Source organism: Buttiauxella sp. BIGb0552, assembly GCF_004366275.1.
Lineage (GTDB): Bacteria > Pseudomonadota > Gammaproteobacteria > Enterobacterales > Enterobacteriaceae > Buttiauxella > Buttiauxella gaviniae.
The window spans coordinates 38,040-51,153 of record NZ_SODY01000007.1; the positions used below are offsets into that span (position 1 = coordinate 38,040).

21 protein-coding genes are annotated in these 13,114 nt (G+C 51.3%); 1 reads left to right on the forward strand and 20 read right to left on the reverse strand.

Features of this window, described 5'->3' with window-relative positions:
- Window positions 1–36: 36 nt before the first annotated feature.
- From fliI to fliF, 4 genes are read right to left on the reverse strand one after another with little or no spacing between them, the layout of a single operon-like run.
- On the reverse strand, window positions 37–1,395 hold the full coding sequence (gene fliI, locus EDF88_RS19180) for a flagellar protein export ATPase FliI (protein ID WP_064559259.1): 1,359 nt from the start codon (window positions 1,393–1,395) through the stop codon (window positions 37–39).
- Window positions 1,395–2,096, reverse strand: a complete 702-nt coding sequence (gene fliH / locus EDF88_RS19185) for a flagellar assembly protein FliH (RefSeq protein ID WP_134186502.1) — start codon at window positions 2,094–2,096, stop codon at window positions 1,395–1,397. Before fliH ends, fliI begins: the two co-directional genes overlap by 1 nt.
- Window positions 2,089–3,081 carry a flagellar motor switch protein FliG gene (gene fliG, locus EDF88_RS19190; RefSeq protein ID WP_064512055.1) on the reverse strand — a complete coding sequence of 331 codons (993 nt, stop codon included), beginning with the start codon at window positions 3,079–3,081 and terminating at the stop codon, window positions 2,089–2,091. Before fliG ends, fliH begins: the two co-directional genes overlap by 8 nt.
- A complete protein-coding gene (gene fliF / locus EDF88_RS19195; RefSeq protein ID WP_134186504.1) occupies window positions 3,078–4,763 on the reverse strand; it encodes a flagellar basal-body MS-ring/collar protein FliF in 1,686 nt (561 codons plus the stop codon). The genes fliG and fliF overlap by 4 nt, the downstream gene beginning before the upstream one ends.
- Window positions 4,764–4,980: 217 nt before the next feature.
- Between fliF and fliE the strand changes: the two genes are divergently transcribed.
- The gene (gene fliE, locus EDF88_RS19200; protein ID WP_134186506.1) at window positions 4,981–5,292 is read left to right on the forward strand and encodes a flagellar hook-basal body complex protein FliE; all 312 of its coding nucleotides are present in this window, start codon (window positions 4,981–4,983) and stop codon (window positions 5,290–5,292) included.
- Between the two features lie 35 nt (window positions 5,293–5,327).
- Here fliE and EDF88_RS19205 read toward each other — a convergent pair whose 3' ends face one another.
- The 16 genes from EDF88_RS19205 to EDF88_RS25065 all read right to left on the reverse strand — a co-directional run bounded on the left by EDF88_RS19205 (window position 5,328) and on the right by EDF88_RS25065 (window position 13,043).
- A complete protein-coding gene (locus tag EDF88_RS19205) occupies window positions 5,328–6,614 on the reverse strand; it encodes a DUF3596 domain-containing protein (RefSeq protein WP_134186508.1) in 1,287 nt (428 codons plus the stop codon).
- A 32-nt stretch (window positions 6,615–6,646) separates the two neighbouring features.
- A complete protein-coding gene (locus EDF88_RS19210) occupies window positions 6,647–6,904 on the reverse strand; it encodes an excisionase family protein (RefSeq protein WP_134186510.1) in 258 nt (85 codons plus the stop codon).
- Between the two features lie 144 nt (window positions 6,905–7,048).
- Window positions 7,049–7,492 carry a hypothetical protein gene (locus tag EDF88_RS19215; protein ID WP_134186512.1) on the reverse strand — a complete coding sequence of 148 codons (444 nt, stop codon included), beginning with the start codon at window positions 7,490–7,492 and terminating at the stop codon, window positions 7,049–7,051.
- A complete protein-coding gene (locus tag EDF88_RS19220; RefSeq protein WP_134186514.1) occupies window positions 7,489–8,160 on the reverse strand; it encodes an ead/Ea22-like family protein in 672 nt (223 codons plus the stop codon). The genes EDF88_RS19215 and EDF88_RS19220 overlap by 4 nt, the downstream gene beginning before the upstream one ends.
- Window positions 8,153–8,554 (reverse strand): hypothetical protein, encoded by a 402-nt coding sequence (locus EDF88_RS19225; RefSeq protein ID WP_134186516.1) that lies wholly within the window; start codon window positions 8,552–8,554, stop codon window positions 8,153–8,155. Before EDF88_RS19225 ends, EDF88_RS19220 begins: the two co-directional genes overlap by 8 nt.
- 10 nt (window positions 8,555–8,564) lie before the next feature.
- Window positions 8,565–8,771 (reverse strand): hypothetical protein, encoded by a 207-nt coding sequence (locus tag EDF88_RS19230; RefSeq protein WP_134186518.1) that lies wholly within the window; start codon window positions 8,769–8,771, stop codon window positions 8,565–8,567.
- A gap of 232 nt (window positions 8,772–9,003) precedes the next feature.
- The gene (locus EDF88_RS24980; RefSeq protein ID WP_243839640.1) at window positions 9,004–10,068 is read right to left on the reverse strand and encodes a phosphoadenosine phosphosulfate reductase family protein; all 1,065 of its coding nucleotides are present in this window, start codon (window positions 10,066–10,068) and stop codon (window positions 9,004–9,006) included.
- Complete coding sequence (locus tag EDF88_RS19240) at window positions 10,058–10,237, reverse strand: DUF2737 family protein (protein ID WP_134186520.1); 180 nt, start codon at window positions 10,235–10,237, stop codon at window positions 10,058–10,060. The genes EDF88_RS24980 and EDF88_RS19240 overlap by 11 nt, the downstream gene beginning before the upstream one ends.
- Window positions 10,218–10,517, reverse strand: coding sequence for a hypothetical protein (locus EDF88_RS19245; RefSeq protein ID WP_134186523.1), 300 nt, complete (start codon window positions 10,515–10,517; stop codon window positions 10,218–10,220). The genes EDF88_RS19240 and EDF88_RS19245 overlap by 20 nt, the downstream gene beginning before the upstream one ends.
- 2 nt (window positions 10,518–10,519) lie before the next feature.
- Window positions 10,520–10,840 (reverse strand): hypothetical protein, encoded by a 321-nt coding sequence (locus EDF88_RS19250; protein ID WP_134186524.1) that lies wholly within the window; start codon window positions 10,838–10,840, stop codon window positions 10,520–10,522.
- Between the two features lie 20 nt (window positions 10,841–10,860).
- Window positions 10,861–11,385 carry a single-stranded DNA-binding protein gene (locus tag EDF88_RS19255; protein WP_134186527.1) on the reverse strand — a complete coding sequence of 175 codons (525 nt, stop codon included), beginning with the start codon at window positions 11,383–11,385 and terminating at the stop codon, window positions 10,861–10,863.
- On the reverse strand, window positions 11,385–11,996 hold the full coding sequence (locus EDF88_RS19260; RefSeq protein WP_134186529.1) for an ERF family protein: 612 nt from the start codon (window positions 11,994–11,996) through the stop codon (window positions 11,385–11,387). Before EDF88_RS19260 ends, EDF88_RS19255 begins: the two co-directional genes overlap by 1 nt.
- A 10-nt stretch (window positions 11,997–12,006) precedes the next feature.
- Window positions 12,007–12,477: an HNH endonuclease gene (locus tag EDF88_RS19265; RefSeq protein ID WP_134186531.1), complete on the reverse strand. Its 471-nt coding sequence runs from the start codon at window positions 12,475–12,477 to the stop codon at window positions 12,007–12,009.
- Window positions 12,478–12,485: 8 nt separating this feature from the next.
- The gene (locus EDF88_RS19270) at window positions 12,486–12,668 is read right to left on the reverse strand and encodes a hypothetical protein (protein WP_134186533.1); all 183 of its coding nucleotides are present in this window, start codon (window positions 12,666–12,668) and stop codon (window positions 12,486–12,488) included.
- Window positions 12,669–12,771: 103 nt separating this feature from the next.
- A complete protein-coding gene (locus EDF88_RS19275) occupies window positions 12,772–12,927 on the reverse strand; it encodes a host cell division inhibitory peptide Kil (protein WP_133521794.1) in 156 nt (51 codons plus the stop codon).
- Complete coding sequence (locus EDF88_RS25065; protein ID WP_134186535.1) at window positions 12,912–13,043, reverse strand: hypothetical protein; 132 nt, start codon at window positions 13,041–13,043, stop codon at window positions 12,912–12,914. The genes EDF88_RS19275 and EDF88_RS25065 overlap by 16 nt, the downstream gene beginning before the upstream one ends.
- Window positions 13,044–13,114 lie beyond the last annotated feature (71 nt).

The window sequence follows — 13,114 nt, forward strand, 5'->3', positions numbered from 1 at the left end:
GATGGCGCTGATGCTTATCCGACCTACGATGGCTTATCAAACCGTTGGAAAAATAATCTCCAGTGACTGGCAAGCTTCTTCCCAGCCGCTGCGCTCAAAAATCCCTTGCTGTAAAAAGGCTTCCAGTTGTGGCCACAGCAAAATGGCTTTATCAAGCTGCGGATCGCTGCCTTTGGCATACGCACCGACGCTCACCAAATCGCGGTTGCGCTGGAAACTGGATAACAGCTGTTTGAAATGGCGCACGCGTGCGTAGTGCTGATCGGTAATTAACGAAGTCATGGCACGACTGATAGACGCTTCAATATCGATTGCCGGGTAGTGACCGCCTTCGGCCAGACGGCGCGATAACACAATGTGGCCGTCAAGAATGGCGCGCGCGGAATCGGCAATCGGATCTTGTTGATCGTCACCCTCGGTCAAAACGGTATAAAACGCGGTAATCGAACCGCCGCCAGAAATGCCGTTACCCGCACGTTCAACCAGCGCAGGCAGCTTGGCAAACACCGATGGTGGGTAACCTTTGGTTGCAGGCGGCTCGCCAATCGCCAGAGCAATTTCACGTTGCGCCATCGCATAACGGGTGAGGGAGTCCATAATCAGCAACACATGCTGGCCACGGTCGCGGAAGTCTTCAGCGATACGCGTGGCGTACGCGGCACCCTGCATACGTAACAGCGGTGAAACGTCAGCAGGGGCGGCAATCACCACTGAACGGGCACGCCCTTCAGGGCCAAGAATGTTTTCAATAAAGTCTTTTACTTCTCGCCCACGTTCGCCGATTAACCCCACGACGATTACATCGGCCTGGGTATAACGTGCCATCATGCCCAACAGCACACTTTTCCCCACACCAGAACCGGCAAACAGGCCCATACGCTGGCCGCGACCCACGGTTAGCAGTGCGTTGATAGGGCGCACACCAACATCGAGCACGTGTTCAATGGGGGTGCGTTGTAAAGGGTTGAACGGGGCGGCACCCAATGCGCCAAGCGTGGTGGTTTCCGGTGCCGGAAGGCTGTCGAGTGGGCGACCACTGCCATCCAGTACACGGCCCAGAAGCGCCGGGCCGAGGGGCAGTTGTTTGCCACTATGCAGGCCACCTTCGCTGGTGGCGCGGGCATAAACACGCGCACCGGGCAGAATGCCTTCGACTTCCTCAAGTGGCATCAGAAACAGTCTTTGACCGTTAAAGCCGACGACCTCACACTCGATATCTCGGGAGTGCTGCTCGATGATGCAGGTTGCACCAAGCGGTAATTGCAGACCTGTGGCTTCCAGTACCAGACCGGTTGCGCGAGTCAAACGACCATAACGACGCACGGTCGGCAGTTGAGACATTTTCGCCTCAAAAGTATCGAGCGAATTAAGCCAGCGAGTCAGACGCGCAGTCATCACAACACTCCTGGCGCTGCAAGGCGGCAGAGTTCTTGCCAGCGCGTTGCAACGCTTGCGTCGAGGTCACCTTCATCGGCGGAGACTTTGCAGCCGCCCTGATGCAGACTTGGGTCGCCACGCAAACGCCAGCCATGCAGGCTGAGGGTTGCGCCCAACATCTCTTCAACACGTTGCAAATCATCCGGGTGAACGCGCAACTGCGGTTTGCCGCTGAATAATGGTTCTTGCTGCAAAAGCGACTGAATCTGCTTAATCAGCGCATTGTTATCAATGCCTTTGGTTTCGCCGATAACCTGGCGAGCCGCCTCCAGTGCCATCTGCATCAAACGTGAAGCGATTACGCTGTCGAGCGCGTCGAGCGTGTACTGGAACTCGCTCACCAGTTGCTGCATTCGCGCATGTACCGGCGCTTGTTGCTGCTTAGCCTCAGCAAGACCTTGTTCAAGTCCTTGCTGAAAACCTGTTTTACGACCCTCTTCCACGCCAATTTTTTGCCCTTCGGCATAGCCCAGTTGATGGCCTTGCTCATGAGCCTGCATCTGCATTTGAGCAAGTTGTTGCTGTAAATCAGGCACGCTTTCCTGAGCCTGGTCAGGCTCATCGCCATCCGATTCCGACTGGAACATCGGCTCGAAGGTCTGTGATGGTGGGGCCAGGTCGTCTGGTGTCCAGATTTTCCATGGCAGCGAGTTAGACATAAGTATCCTCGCTGGTGCCAATTACCATCTCGCCGGTTTCTGCCAGGCGACGAACAATAAGCAGAATGGCTTTCTGTTCGTTTTCCACTTGCGACAGGCGCACCGGGCCACGGTTGGAGAGGTCATCGCGCAGAATATCTGCTGCACGCTGCGACATGTTGCGCAGGAATTTCTCGCGCAGCGGTTGCTCGGCACCTTTGAGGGCGATAAGCAGCGATTCGGATTCCACTTCCTGCAACAGGCGCTGGATACTGCGATCGTCCACTTCGACCAGGTTTTCGAACAGGAACATTTCGTCGATAATTTTCTGTGCCAGTTCGCCGTCGAAGTCGCGAACAGCGGAGATAACCGCTTCTTCCTGCTGCGTTTTCATCAGGTTGATAATTTCTGCTGCCGTTCTCACGCCGCCCATTTTGCTGCGCTTGAGGTTCTGGCCATCGAGCAAGTTGTTAAGCACTTCGGTCAACTCTGCCAGGGCCGCAGGCTGCACGCCGCCGAAGGTGGCGATACGCAGCATCACATCGTGGCGTAGACGTTCGTCGAACAGCGCCAGAATATCGGCCGCCTGAGCGCGTTTGAGATGAACCAAAATGGTGGCGATGATCTGCGGGTGCTCGTCGCGAATAAGGTCGGCGGCACTCTGTGGTTCCATAAAGTTGAGCGTTTCCATACCCGAGGTGGTTTCGCGGGTTTCCAGAATATCTTCCAGCAGGCTGGAAGCACGCTCTTCACCCAATGCTTTGATCAACACAGAGCGCAGGTAGTCGTTGGCGTTAATCGACAGCGCCGCATATTGCTCGGCTTCTTGTTCAAATTCAGCTAACACCTCGGTCAGCTGTTTGTTGGAAATCTGGCGAATGCTGGCCATGGCCGCACTAAGATGCTGGACTTCACGTGGACTAAGGTGCTTGAACACCTCTGCCGCACGGTCTTCGCCAATGGTCATCAACAGAATTGCGCTTTTCTCTGTTCCGCTAATACTCATAGTTCGTTACTCATCCATTGGCGTATCACCAGCGCAACGACGCGCGGATCGTTATCAGACATCTCGCGAATACGCTGGCTCATCACTTCAGCGCTCAGTTTTTGATTCACTTTGCGTTGCTGCTGCTGTTCGTCTTTCGTCAGACGAACTGAAACTGCATCTTCCTCTTCCGCACGCTGGCGTTGTGCTGCCACCTGCGTTTGTTGCACCTCGACCTTACGTTGAATAAGTGGGCGCACCAGTTTGCGCCACAGCAGCCATGCAACAATCAGCACCACCAACCAACGGCCTGCGGACATCAACATTTCGAAGAAGGCTTGTTGCTTCCAGAACGGCAGCTCAAGGCTGGTTTCTTCTGTTGCACTAAATGGTGAGTTCACAACATTGAGCGTATCGCCACGTGTATCGGAATAGCCCATCGCTTCACGCGTCAGGTTTTCAATTTGCTTCATCTGCTCGGCGGTCAACGGCAGCGGTTTGCCATCGGTTAGCTGGCGGTAATTCACGACGACTGCGACAGACAGGCGTTGAATATCACCGACGTTCAGCTTGGTATGCAAAATAGTGCGGTCAACTTCGTAGTTGGTTGTTTCGTCGCGCTGAGTATTGCTTGAGCCGGTTGGGGTAGACCCACCCATCGACGTCGTTTGATTTTGTTGAGGTGCATTTGCCGCATTGTTTTGTGGTGCGTTGGCAATAGGGGCATTGTTCGGCGGAGCCGGTTGGTTTGAAAGAGCACCCGGAACACCACCTGGGTTACGGCCATTAACCTGCTCACTTTGGTTTAGCTGGCGTGAACGCACGGCGGCCTGAGAAGGATCGCTATTCGGGCGATACTGCTCTTCAGTTTTTTCTTTATTGGCGAAATCTATCTGGGCGGTGACCTGAGCATGGACATTCCCGCTACCCACGATAGGTGCAAGGATTGATTCGATACGGCGCTGGAAGCGGCTTTCAACATCCATCGCATATTTCAGCTGGGCATCGTTTAAGTCGCGGCCTGCGGTATTGGACTGCGTGAGCAGATGCCCGCCTTGATCAACAAGCGTTACATTACCTGGTGGCAGCCCTGCAACCGCGCTGGAAACCATATGGACAACGGCGCTGATTTGCCCTTCATCTAAAGCGCGGCCAGGTTCGAGGCTGAGCGTTACGGAAGCAGAAGGGGATTTTTGCTCGCGAACAAAGAGAGACGGCTTTGGCATGGCGAGATGCACACGCGCATTTTTTACCGGGCCGAGTGTTTCGATTGTTCGCGCCAGTTCACCTTCCAGTGCACGCTGGTAGTTCACTTGCTCGCTAAATTGGCTAATACCAAATTTTTCCTGGTCCAGCAGCTCAAAGCCGACTGCGCCACCTTTCGGCAACCCTTGTTGGGCGAGGCGCAGACGCAGGTCGTAGACTTTATCGGCTGGAACTTCAATGGCACTACCGTTATCGGAGAAGCGGTAAGGCACATTCATTTGGGTCAGTTGCGTGACGATGGCGCCACCGTCCTGATCGGCCAGATTGCTGTATAGCACTTTGTAATCAGGTGTTTTGGCCCACAGTACCAGCGCGATAATAACGGCGATCGCCGCCGCACCTGCGACCATCAGTGGGATTTTAGGATTCGCGCGAACGCGGGTCAGCCACTCCTGGGGTTTGTTTTGTGACGTTTGTGCCTGGTCCGCTGCGGTCATTGAGCACCTCGCAGCTGAACATAGACATCATTTTTACTATAAAGAGTGAACAAAACGAGCTCCCACAACAAAAGTTCCACATAGATGGCACCGTCATTATTTTCTTTCTCAAAACTTTCGATGGCTGAATTAGCTCTATTTATTGACGCTAATTACCGCCTTTGTCCTATTGACAAGGTGTTAATCTTGCCGCGTTAAAAATCATTGGGGCAGGGAAATGGCAATTCAGGGCATTGAAGGCGTTCTTCAGCAGTTGCAGGCAACCGCGCTGTCGGCGGGGAATCCGGTTCAGAATAACGAGCCTAAAGTGAGTTTTGCTGGTGAGTTGCAGGCAGCACTTGGTCGCATCAGCGAAACCCAAACCGCTGCGCGTACCCAGGCTGAAAAATTTGCCCTGGGAACTCCCGGTGTTGCGCTAAATGATGTGATGGTCGATCTGCAAAAATCGTCAGTTTCGTTACAAATGGGGATTCAGGTGCGTAACAAGATGGTGTCCGCCTACCAGGAAGTAATGAACATGCAGGTTTAGTGGTTTAAGCTATTTGATATATAAAGAAATTATCATCAAACCGCTTTTGCGTGGGGCATGGATGGGACAAATGACGATAATTTCTGGTTAAGAATGGCAATCTGGTCGCTGTCACTATCAGCCATCCACTTTCCATAAACCTGATAAACCATCTGTGCATTTGAATGGCCCATTTGTGAAGCGATAAAGTTTGGATTCGCTCCAGCCGTTAAAGACCAACAAGCATATGTGTGCCTGGACTGATACGCTTTCCGATAGCGTAATCCTGCCCGGCGCATTGCAGCTTCCCAGCTCTGATTTACTGAGCCAACTGCATAGTGATGTCCTGAGCGACCGTTCTTCGCATGCAGGGAAGGGTTAAACACAAAGGTGCATTTGTGGACTTCCTTCTTTCTGTACTCCCTGAGCAGCACATCAATCTCATACTGTTTTCCTAATCTGGTCATCTCGGCCTGATCACGAAGTATGTCCTTTGCCGCATCAATAAGCGCAATCACCCGATCCGTGCCCGCGTCAGTTTTTGGAAGGGTGAACTCCTTCTTCAGCGTGTGGTTACGGCGAACGGTAAGAGTTCCGGCCTTCAGGTCGATATCCTCCCAGGATAATGCACATAATTCACCATGCCGTAGTCCGGTATATACCGCTAGTGACCAGAAGTTTTTCACCTGGCGATTAGCGCATGCATCAATCAGCCGGACAAACTCATCGCGAGTGAGCGGATCCGGTTCGACTTTAGATCGGCGCATTGGCGCCATGCCTTCCATTGGGTTTTCTTTCACATAGCCATTAGATTTTGCGAAACAGAGCATTCCATACAGCACGCCCATATAAAAGTTAACGGTGGCAACCGATCGCCCGGTCACAACAGATTTGTGGCCACGCTTTGGGTTCTGCACTCCTGTTAGCAACTCCTTCCTGAGTGAAAGCATCCTCTCCTGGTTAACTGATGTGATCAGAGTGCTGGCACCAATCATTGGGATCGTGTTTCTTAACGCAGACTGATAGCGGCCCATCGTGTTATTGCAGATATCCATTTCCTTCAACGATATCCATTTCTCTGCAAGATCCTTAACTGTGATGTCATTCCGTTCCTCGCCAAACTTCATGAGGTTGGAGGAGCTAGGGAACTGCGCTGCGTAATTGAATGTGCCTGTTTTAATTGCGAACGCCACTGACGACCGTAATTCGCCAGCTGACTTCCTGTTTTTTGGCGTGTCAGGAATGCTCAGCTTTTCCCGGACGCGCTTGCCCTGATACATAAACCAGATACGCAGAAAACCTCCGTGGTTCTCTACGCCTGGTGGATACACTATCTTTCCCATGGCGACTCCTGTTGATTAAGCGGGGTGACAGGTTAAGCCTTTTTACGTCCAACGGCACCTGGCTGATTTGATGCCTGGCGTTCAATCCACACATTTATTTCTGACAGGTTATACATGCACTCGCTGGTAGGTTTCGGCTCACCCTCTGGCGACACGTGCAGATACTGACGCCCCTGCATCCAGGATGTTTTGCGCGCGCGGCGAATCGTGCCTTCGCGCAGGCCGGTAACTTGGATCAGCTTTTCTTCTGTTACCCACTTATTTGGAACCAGTTGAATTAATTCGCTCATAGCTTTCTCCAGGCGTAAAAAAACCGCACTCGGCGGTAGGTCATATATGGTCTTTTATCATGAAATTTAATCGAAATAGCTCATGTATAAACCGTTACGGGTGTAATGGCTCACATATGAGCTTATTTGCGTGTAAGTTGGTGGTTATGGTTCATTTGTGGCACTTTTCAGGATGATTCCACGCAAATGGCTCCATGCTTTCTGAAATGCTTCCGCGGGTGTTAGTCCATAAGCCATTAGCCTCGCCTGTTCGAATGTAACCTCATCCGGCACCGTCACAGCCTGGAGTGGTGGGGCTGCGTAGAGCGGGATTACAACGCCGCCGAAATCGTCTTTAGATTTCATAGCATCAAGCTCATAACAATAAATTCTAAGCTCAACATCATCTCCATAAGTCACTTTATTGATGAAATATGCCGGATCCTTGCTCGCCTTCCGGCAAGCCAGCAACTCGTTAATAGCTTCAGCCGCATATGCATAACGTAATGTATCAAGAGAGCCGGTGTACGATTCCATCAGGAATGCGCTCAAATCTTTGAGGTTGTCATCACTCAGTGTCTGCTCTAATCCCATGCGATTGGTAGTCATAGATGCTCCTTACTCGCTGTATATCCACTGTGCTTGTTTGCGTCATAAGCCAGAATATCCGGCTCTTTGGTTAACTCTCCGATCATATGGCTCATGCGATCGGCTTCATAGCGTACGCGGTCAGGATACTCGGAGCGGTATATTGTGATGCCAGTGGAAAGGCATTCACCATTACGGTGTAATATTGCCGTCCAGTTTGTTTTCCCGTTCGACTCCGGCATAGCACCATACCAAACAGTAAGCTCAACACACTTCCGCTTCATCTCTGCCAGTTCATTGGATAGCTGCATCATGCCGTTGGGTGCGGCTTCGAGTTCTGCGATGTGCTTATGTGCTGAAGCCAGCGATTTGCCCAATCCAGCATTTTTCGATTCCAGAGATTCGATACGGTCAGCCTGTTGGTTAATGTGGGTATCTTGTGCCGCATTCGCGCGCTGCGCTCGCTCCAGCGCCGCTATCAGTGCAAGGACGTTTTTAGGGTCGCATCCAGAAACAAACTCGGCATTACACTTCTCAGCGAAATGCCCCAGTACATCCTCCTTAGTGAAAGAAAATGGCCCGTGAGTAATTCCATTGAACTGCGTCGATGTTCTGCGCCATGGTCCAGGGGTCGCCCTCAAAGCCGCCTCCTTCATATCCGCAATTAGCGCTTCTATTCCCTTATCCATTGCTGGCCTCCTTGCGCAGCTGCGCGGCGAAATCAGTGCACAGCAGGACGATGCCTTTCCACTTTCTTTGCAATGTCTTATCGCCAACAAAGCGTTGATATTCCTTGCCCGCAAATGTCGCTAAATTATCCACTCCCTGAGCTTGAATCCTTTTCAGTACCCCATCAGTAGCTGGGGTGGTCAGATTCACTGCCTCATTAACAGCTGTAGCAAGCGCGCCATCAGTTCCGGTTTCAAATGCTTCTGATATTTCGTCAATGCTCTGCTTAAGGCGGGCATTCTCCGCAGCCATAGCATCACGCTCTTTCAGTAGCGCGGCGTAGTCATCATGGGCAACATAGTGCCCGTCTTCGTCATCTTCAGAATCCCATGAGTGGTATCGCTGTACTGTCATCTCTCTTCCCTCAATGCTGAGCAAATTGCTCGCGTTCGTGTTTATTCGCATATCGCCACAGGTAGCCGCGATGTGACTTAGCGCGACCACTGATGGCTTTGTTAATGCCTGCACGTTTAAATCCAGGCGCGTAATATGGCGACGGAAAATAGACTTGCTCACCTGTCTGCTTATGGATGCCGATAACCGGCTTTTGGCGGTCTACTCGCTGTTTCAATGGCGATCCTCCAGAGTTCCGTTAGCGACGCCATCCAGTAAATGAGTTGCCGCCTGGTATAGATTGGGTGGTATTTCGTTTCGTACTTGCTGAGGATGCGGAGATAGATTTCCTTTCGTTCTTGCGCGTTCCTTGCGCCTTCTTTCTTCCATGCCGATTCAACATCTCCCCAGCATTTACGCGCAGTGGCTCGTATTGCATTGCTCTCTGTTGCGTTCATGGAGACCGTCTCTTAAATCGAATCGAACAGGTCCATCTGCCCGTTATCAACGATAAATGCCTCGCAACTTTCAGAGCATGAACCGGACTCGTAAGCTTTGTTGCCACGAATCGTTGCTGCTATTTCCTCCCTGGAGTGGCCGGAATACATTTCAGCAATCGCATCCAGTGAAAGGCTTTTCCGGTACATGACTTTGTTTTCCTGCTGGCGGCGTTCTACTACTCGCACAGATTCAGACATGATGACTTCACGAAACTGGGCCGCCATTTCTGGCTCGTCACGCATAGCCAGGGCAACTTTGTTTATTCCCTTTTTGATGCAGAAAACGCAATTCCCCAGGTGTTCCTCAAGCTGCAAGTCAAATGACTGTGACTTCCACCATGTCAGCACATCCTCTTTCTGGTAGTCGGATATCTCAGACATGAAGCGCTGATTCGATTTGACGACCTTCTTAACTCGATCGCAGATTCGCTGCGCCGTGGCTGTATCCAGCAAATATCGCTGCTCGAGCATTTGCAGTGATGATTTCTCATCTTCCATTTCACGCAATTCAGCGTAAAGCCCGCGCATTTCCATATCTTCAAACCCAAGACGTCGCAGTAGTGGGAATAGCCGCTCACCCCAGATACGCCCTTGTTCATCAAGCCGCATTCCTAACCACGAATCGTATGTGTCGAAATTGTCTTTGCAGTAGCGTTCGCAGACTTCAATTTTCATTGTGCGGGTGCAGAACGCGCCACCGAAATAAGGCGTGCCGTACTTTTCTGTCACATCAATCCACGGCTGCAAGTCTGGGCCAATGCTTTCAAGTGGAATTATTTGATAGCTATTCCCCTGGCCAAGCTCTGGATTAACCTTTACCCGAAGGCATGTAAGTTCAATTCCCCAGTGGCTAACGACATCGCGAATGAACTGGTAGGTGGCAGGGTGCTCCGCGCCGGTATCCATGAATATGTAACGCACATCCATTTCAGCGCTTACTCGCAACTGCTCCATCAGGTGAACGAGATATGCAGAGGTGCGTCCTCCTGAGAAGCTAACAACTTGTATCTTCGCCTTTCTGGATTCATTGCTCACCAGTCACCTCTGCTCTGCGCGGTAAAATACGATTCAGAAACCGGTTATCGTTCACCGATGGAAAGCTGCAGCGCTTCATCAGCTCATTCCGTGATGGCATTGGGCGCTGTCTGCGGCGTATGGCTAAGTCTCCCGGCGTAATATCCGGGTCATACTGATTGCTGCGCATGCTCACGCTCCACGAATTCAGATATGGATTTGCTCACTGTCTGGCTGAGGTTTTCGATGTGCAGAACGAGCGCCTGCAATGTCTGCGCGTCTGAGATGAGGATTTCGCGGTGACATAACTCCTTCACCAGGTGTTCAAATTTGGAGTAGTAACGCGGCGCGCTAAGAGTTTCATTTCCGGCGTTATCGCCTGTCTTAATAATTACCTTTTCACGCAAAACGAGGTCGTTAGCAGTCCCAGTGACAACGTATTTGCCACTGATTTCGATATTGAGTTTCATGGTTAATTGCTCACTTGTGCGGCTCGATATTCGGCCTTAAGTCGATAAATTGTTCCGCCGCAATGTAGGCTCTTTTCTTCCCACGTCTCGGCGTCCAGGTATTGCTGAATTTGCAGAACTGAGTTCAAGTGAATGAACTCCGATTGCACCTCGAGTGCAGGAGCCCATCCTGAGTAATACGAATCGTGGTAATTAAGTGTCACGCCTACCGTTCCGCAACCTGCGGCAACGCTGGATATATCGTCCATGAATCGGTGGAATGCCGTGATGTGGTTGCGACTATCCCGCCGTAAAGCAGCGAGTATCTGCTCAGGTGATAACATGATGGGTTCCTGCTAGATGTTTAAATCGAGTGGATAGCGTGACGAGGGAAGGGAAGCGTTACCGGTGCAAAAGGTATATCGTCATCGAAGTCCATTGGAGGCTCGTTCTGTGGTGGAGCGGCCTGACCTTGCTGAGGCTGGCGGCCTTGATGCTGCTGCTTGTTACCCTGACCGCCATTTTGTGCCGCACCATCCTGCTTACCGCCCAACATCTGCATGGTGCCTCCCACATTGACGTGAATCTCCGTGGTGTACTTCTCGACGCCAGCCTGATCAGTCCATTTGCGAGTATTCAGCTTCCCTTCAATGTAGATTTGCGATCCTTTACGCAGATACTCACCGGCGACTTCTGCCAGCTTCCCGAACAGCACCACTCGGTGCCACTCAGTTTTTTCCTTTGTCTCGCCTGTTTGCTTATCACGCCACGATTCCGATGTGGCCAGCGTGATGTTGGCGACCGCGCCACCATTCGGCAGGTAGCGCACCTCCGGGTCTTGCCCAAGATTGCCCACGAGAATTACTTTATTTACCCCACGACTCGCCATTACGCTGCCACTCCTTCAAGTTCTGATTTTCTGATGTCATACACATCCTTAGCGGTTGCTTGCTGCGGCGTTCCTTCGAGCATTGACCACGCCTTAGCGAATGCCTGCTTCAACTCTTCCTGAGTTGTTTTCTGTCCCGCTGCCTCGGTGAATGCCTTTAACACCTGATCTGGTGTTGGCTTCGGCTTTTCCTGCTTCTGCGGCTGAGCAGAGTTTTGTTGATGCTTATGCTCGTCACTGTCTGCATCCTTCGAGTCATCAATACCAAACAACCCATTCAGGCAGTATTTGCGAGCGTATGAGCTTGTTGCTCCTGTAACCTGTGCGGCATCCATCCCTTTCTTAGATTCCTCCTCCCTGGCCAGCGCTGTCGCTTCATGAATGCTTTCGCCGTCTGTAATCCGCGCTGTGGCTTTCACGTAGTGACGTGTACCAATCAGCACGATTTCATCGCTAATCGACAGGAACAGACCGCCGAGAAGCGGCTTAACACCTTCGAGGATGTCCTCGCAGCTCCGGTATTTGTATTTCCCAAACGAGTTAAACTGATTCTTTGGCGCGTTCAATGTTCGCTGAATCTCTGCCAGTTTTGCGTAAAATTCTTTACTCATAGCTATGCCCTCATTTCAAAAAAGACCAAGCGACACCATTTTTAACTCGATGAGCATGGCCTTTACTGATTCCAAATTGTTTAGCCAATTGGCTATAGGAAAGCTTTGAATCCTTAATCGCTTGCACGTCAGATTCCGATAACTTGCAGCGTCCATTACGCTCGCCCTTTGCCTGCCTATCCCTTTCCACCATATCTTGTGAGTTCTGCTTGCAACTACCCAAAATGAGATGCTCAGGATTAATGCATAGCTTGTTATCGCAGGTGTGTCTGATAACCATCCCGTCCGCTATTTCACCTTTAAAGACCATGTAGGATGCTCGGTTGGCTCTCAGATTTTTATAGTTCAGTCTGATCTGACCATATCCACTAGAGGCCACTGATTTATTCCACACCCAGCACTCACCCGTTTTGACGCATCCGGCAAGCAGCCTATCTTTGAGTGATTTCCTCTTGCTTGGCAAAGTTGGTTTCATTTCCATCGATCACCTCAGAACGGCAGTTCGTCGCCGAGAAATTCACACTTGTTGATGCGTTCAACCTTCGCCATAGACAGGCAATGATTCTTCATTCGCTTGTTGCCATCCTTGCGCCAGTACAACGCCTCAATCACGTGGTACTTACGCTTTAACCGGCTAAGTTCTGGTGTTTTAGCTAACTCAACGGGGATCATGCCTCCTCCTTCTGCGGCTCTGGCAACTTAACCGGTACGCCCATGTCTTTCATGAGTCGGACAAACTGTTCGTCTGACCATTGTTTGGATGGGGCTTGCTGGCTCATTTACCCCTCCGGTACCACGGGTGGTTAATTGCCGACTTCATTTCTTCGTTGGCCTGTAACCACATGCGCCCGTCGCCGAGATAGCGAGCTATAACAGCTTTGTTCTGCGCTGCTTTAAGCTTGTTGTGGTTGATGCTCAGTGAACTCTGCATAAAGCCTCCAGGTGCTTGCGGGCTGCTTTAACGATTTGTTTGAAACGACGGGATAGTTCGGATTCTGGCGGGTAATAAGCGGACATGATGCCGCTACCCGCGATGGCGTACATCATGGGTTAACTCCTGTTAGGTTTGTGTTCATTCATCAGCGTTGACGCTCAGGGATGGGCACAATAAAAAACCA

Coding starts and splice junctions, on each gene's coding strand:
- fliG (WP_064512055.1), bottom strand. CDS start 3,081: ATGAGTATTAGCGGAACAGAGAAAAGCGCAATTCTGTTGATGACCATT.
- EDF88_RS25065 (WP_134186535.1), bottom strand. CDS start 13,043: ATGATGTACGCCATCGCGGGTAGCGGCATCATGTCCGCTTATTACCCG.
- EDF88_RS19215 (WP_134186512.1), bottom strand. CDS start 7,492: ATGACTACCAATCGCATGGGATTAGAGCAGACACTGAGTGATGACAAC.
- EDF88_RS19260 (WP_134186529.1), bottom strand. CDS start 11,996: ATGAGTAAAGAATTTTACGCAAAACTGGCAGAGATTCAGCGAACATTG.
- EDF88_RS19245 (WP_134186523.1), bottom strand. CDS start 10,517: ATGAAACTCAATATCGAAATCAGTGGCAAATACGTTGTCACTGGGACT.
- fliH (WP_134186502.1), bottom strand. CDS start 2,096: ATGTCTAACTCGCTGCCATGGAAAATCTGGACACCAGACGACCTGGCC.
- EDF88_RS19210 (WP_134186510.1), bottom strand. CDS start 6,904: ATGAGCGAATTAATTCAACTGGTTCCAAATAAGTGGGTAACAGAAGAA.
- EDF88_RS19205 (WP_134186508.1), bottom strand. CDS start 6,614: ATGGGAAAGATAGTGTATCCACCAGGCGTAGAGAACCACGGAGGTTTT.
- EDF88_RS19270 (WP_134186533.1), bottom strand. CDS start 12,668: ATGATCCCCGTTGAGTTAGCTAAAACACCAGAACTTAGCCGGTTAAAG.
- EDF88_RS19255 (WP_134186527.1), bottom strand. CDS start 11,385: ATGGCGAGTCGTGGGGTAAATAAAGTAATTCTCGTGGGCAATCTTGGG.
- EDF88_RS19240 (WP_134186520.1), bottom strand. CDS start 10,237: ATGCGCAGCAATCAGTATGACCCGGATATTACGCCGGGAGACTTAGCC.
- fliF (WP_134186504.1), bottom strand. CDS start 4,763: ATGACCGCAGCGGACCAGGCACAAACGTCACAAAACAAACCCCAGGAG.
- EDF88_RS19225 (WP_134186516.1), bottom strand. CDS start 8,554: ATGACAGTACAGCGATACCACTCATGGGATTCTGAAGATGACGAAGAC.
- fliE (WP_134186506.1), top strand. CDS start 4,981: ATGGCAATTCAGGGCATTGAAGGCGTTCTTCAGCAGTTGCAGGCAACC.
- EDF88_RS19220 (WP_134186514.1), bottom strand. CDS start 8,160: ATGGATAAGGGAATAGAAGCGCTAATTGCGGATATGAAGGAGGCGGCT.
- EDF88_RS19275 (WP_133521794.1), bottom strand. CDS start 12,927: ATGCAGAGTTCACTGAGCATCAACCACAACAAGCTTAAAGCAGCGCAG.
- EDF88_RS19250 (WP_134186524.1), bottom strand. CDS start 10,840: ATGTTATCACCTGAGCAGATACTCGCTGCTTTACGGCGGGATAGTCGC.
- fliI (WP_064559259.1), bottom strand. CDS start 1,395: ATGACTGCGCGTCTGACTCGCTGGCTTAATTCGCTCGATACTTTTGAG.
- EDF88_RS19265 (WP_134186531.1), bottom strand. CDS start 12,477: ATGGAAATGAAACCAACTTTGCCAAGCAAGAGGAAATCACTCAAAGAT.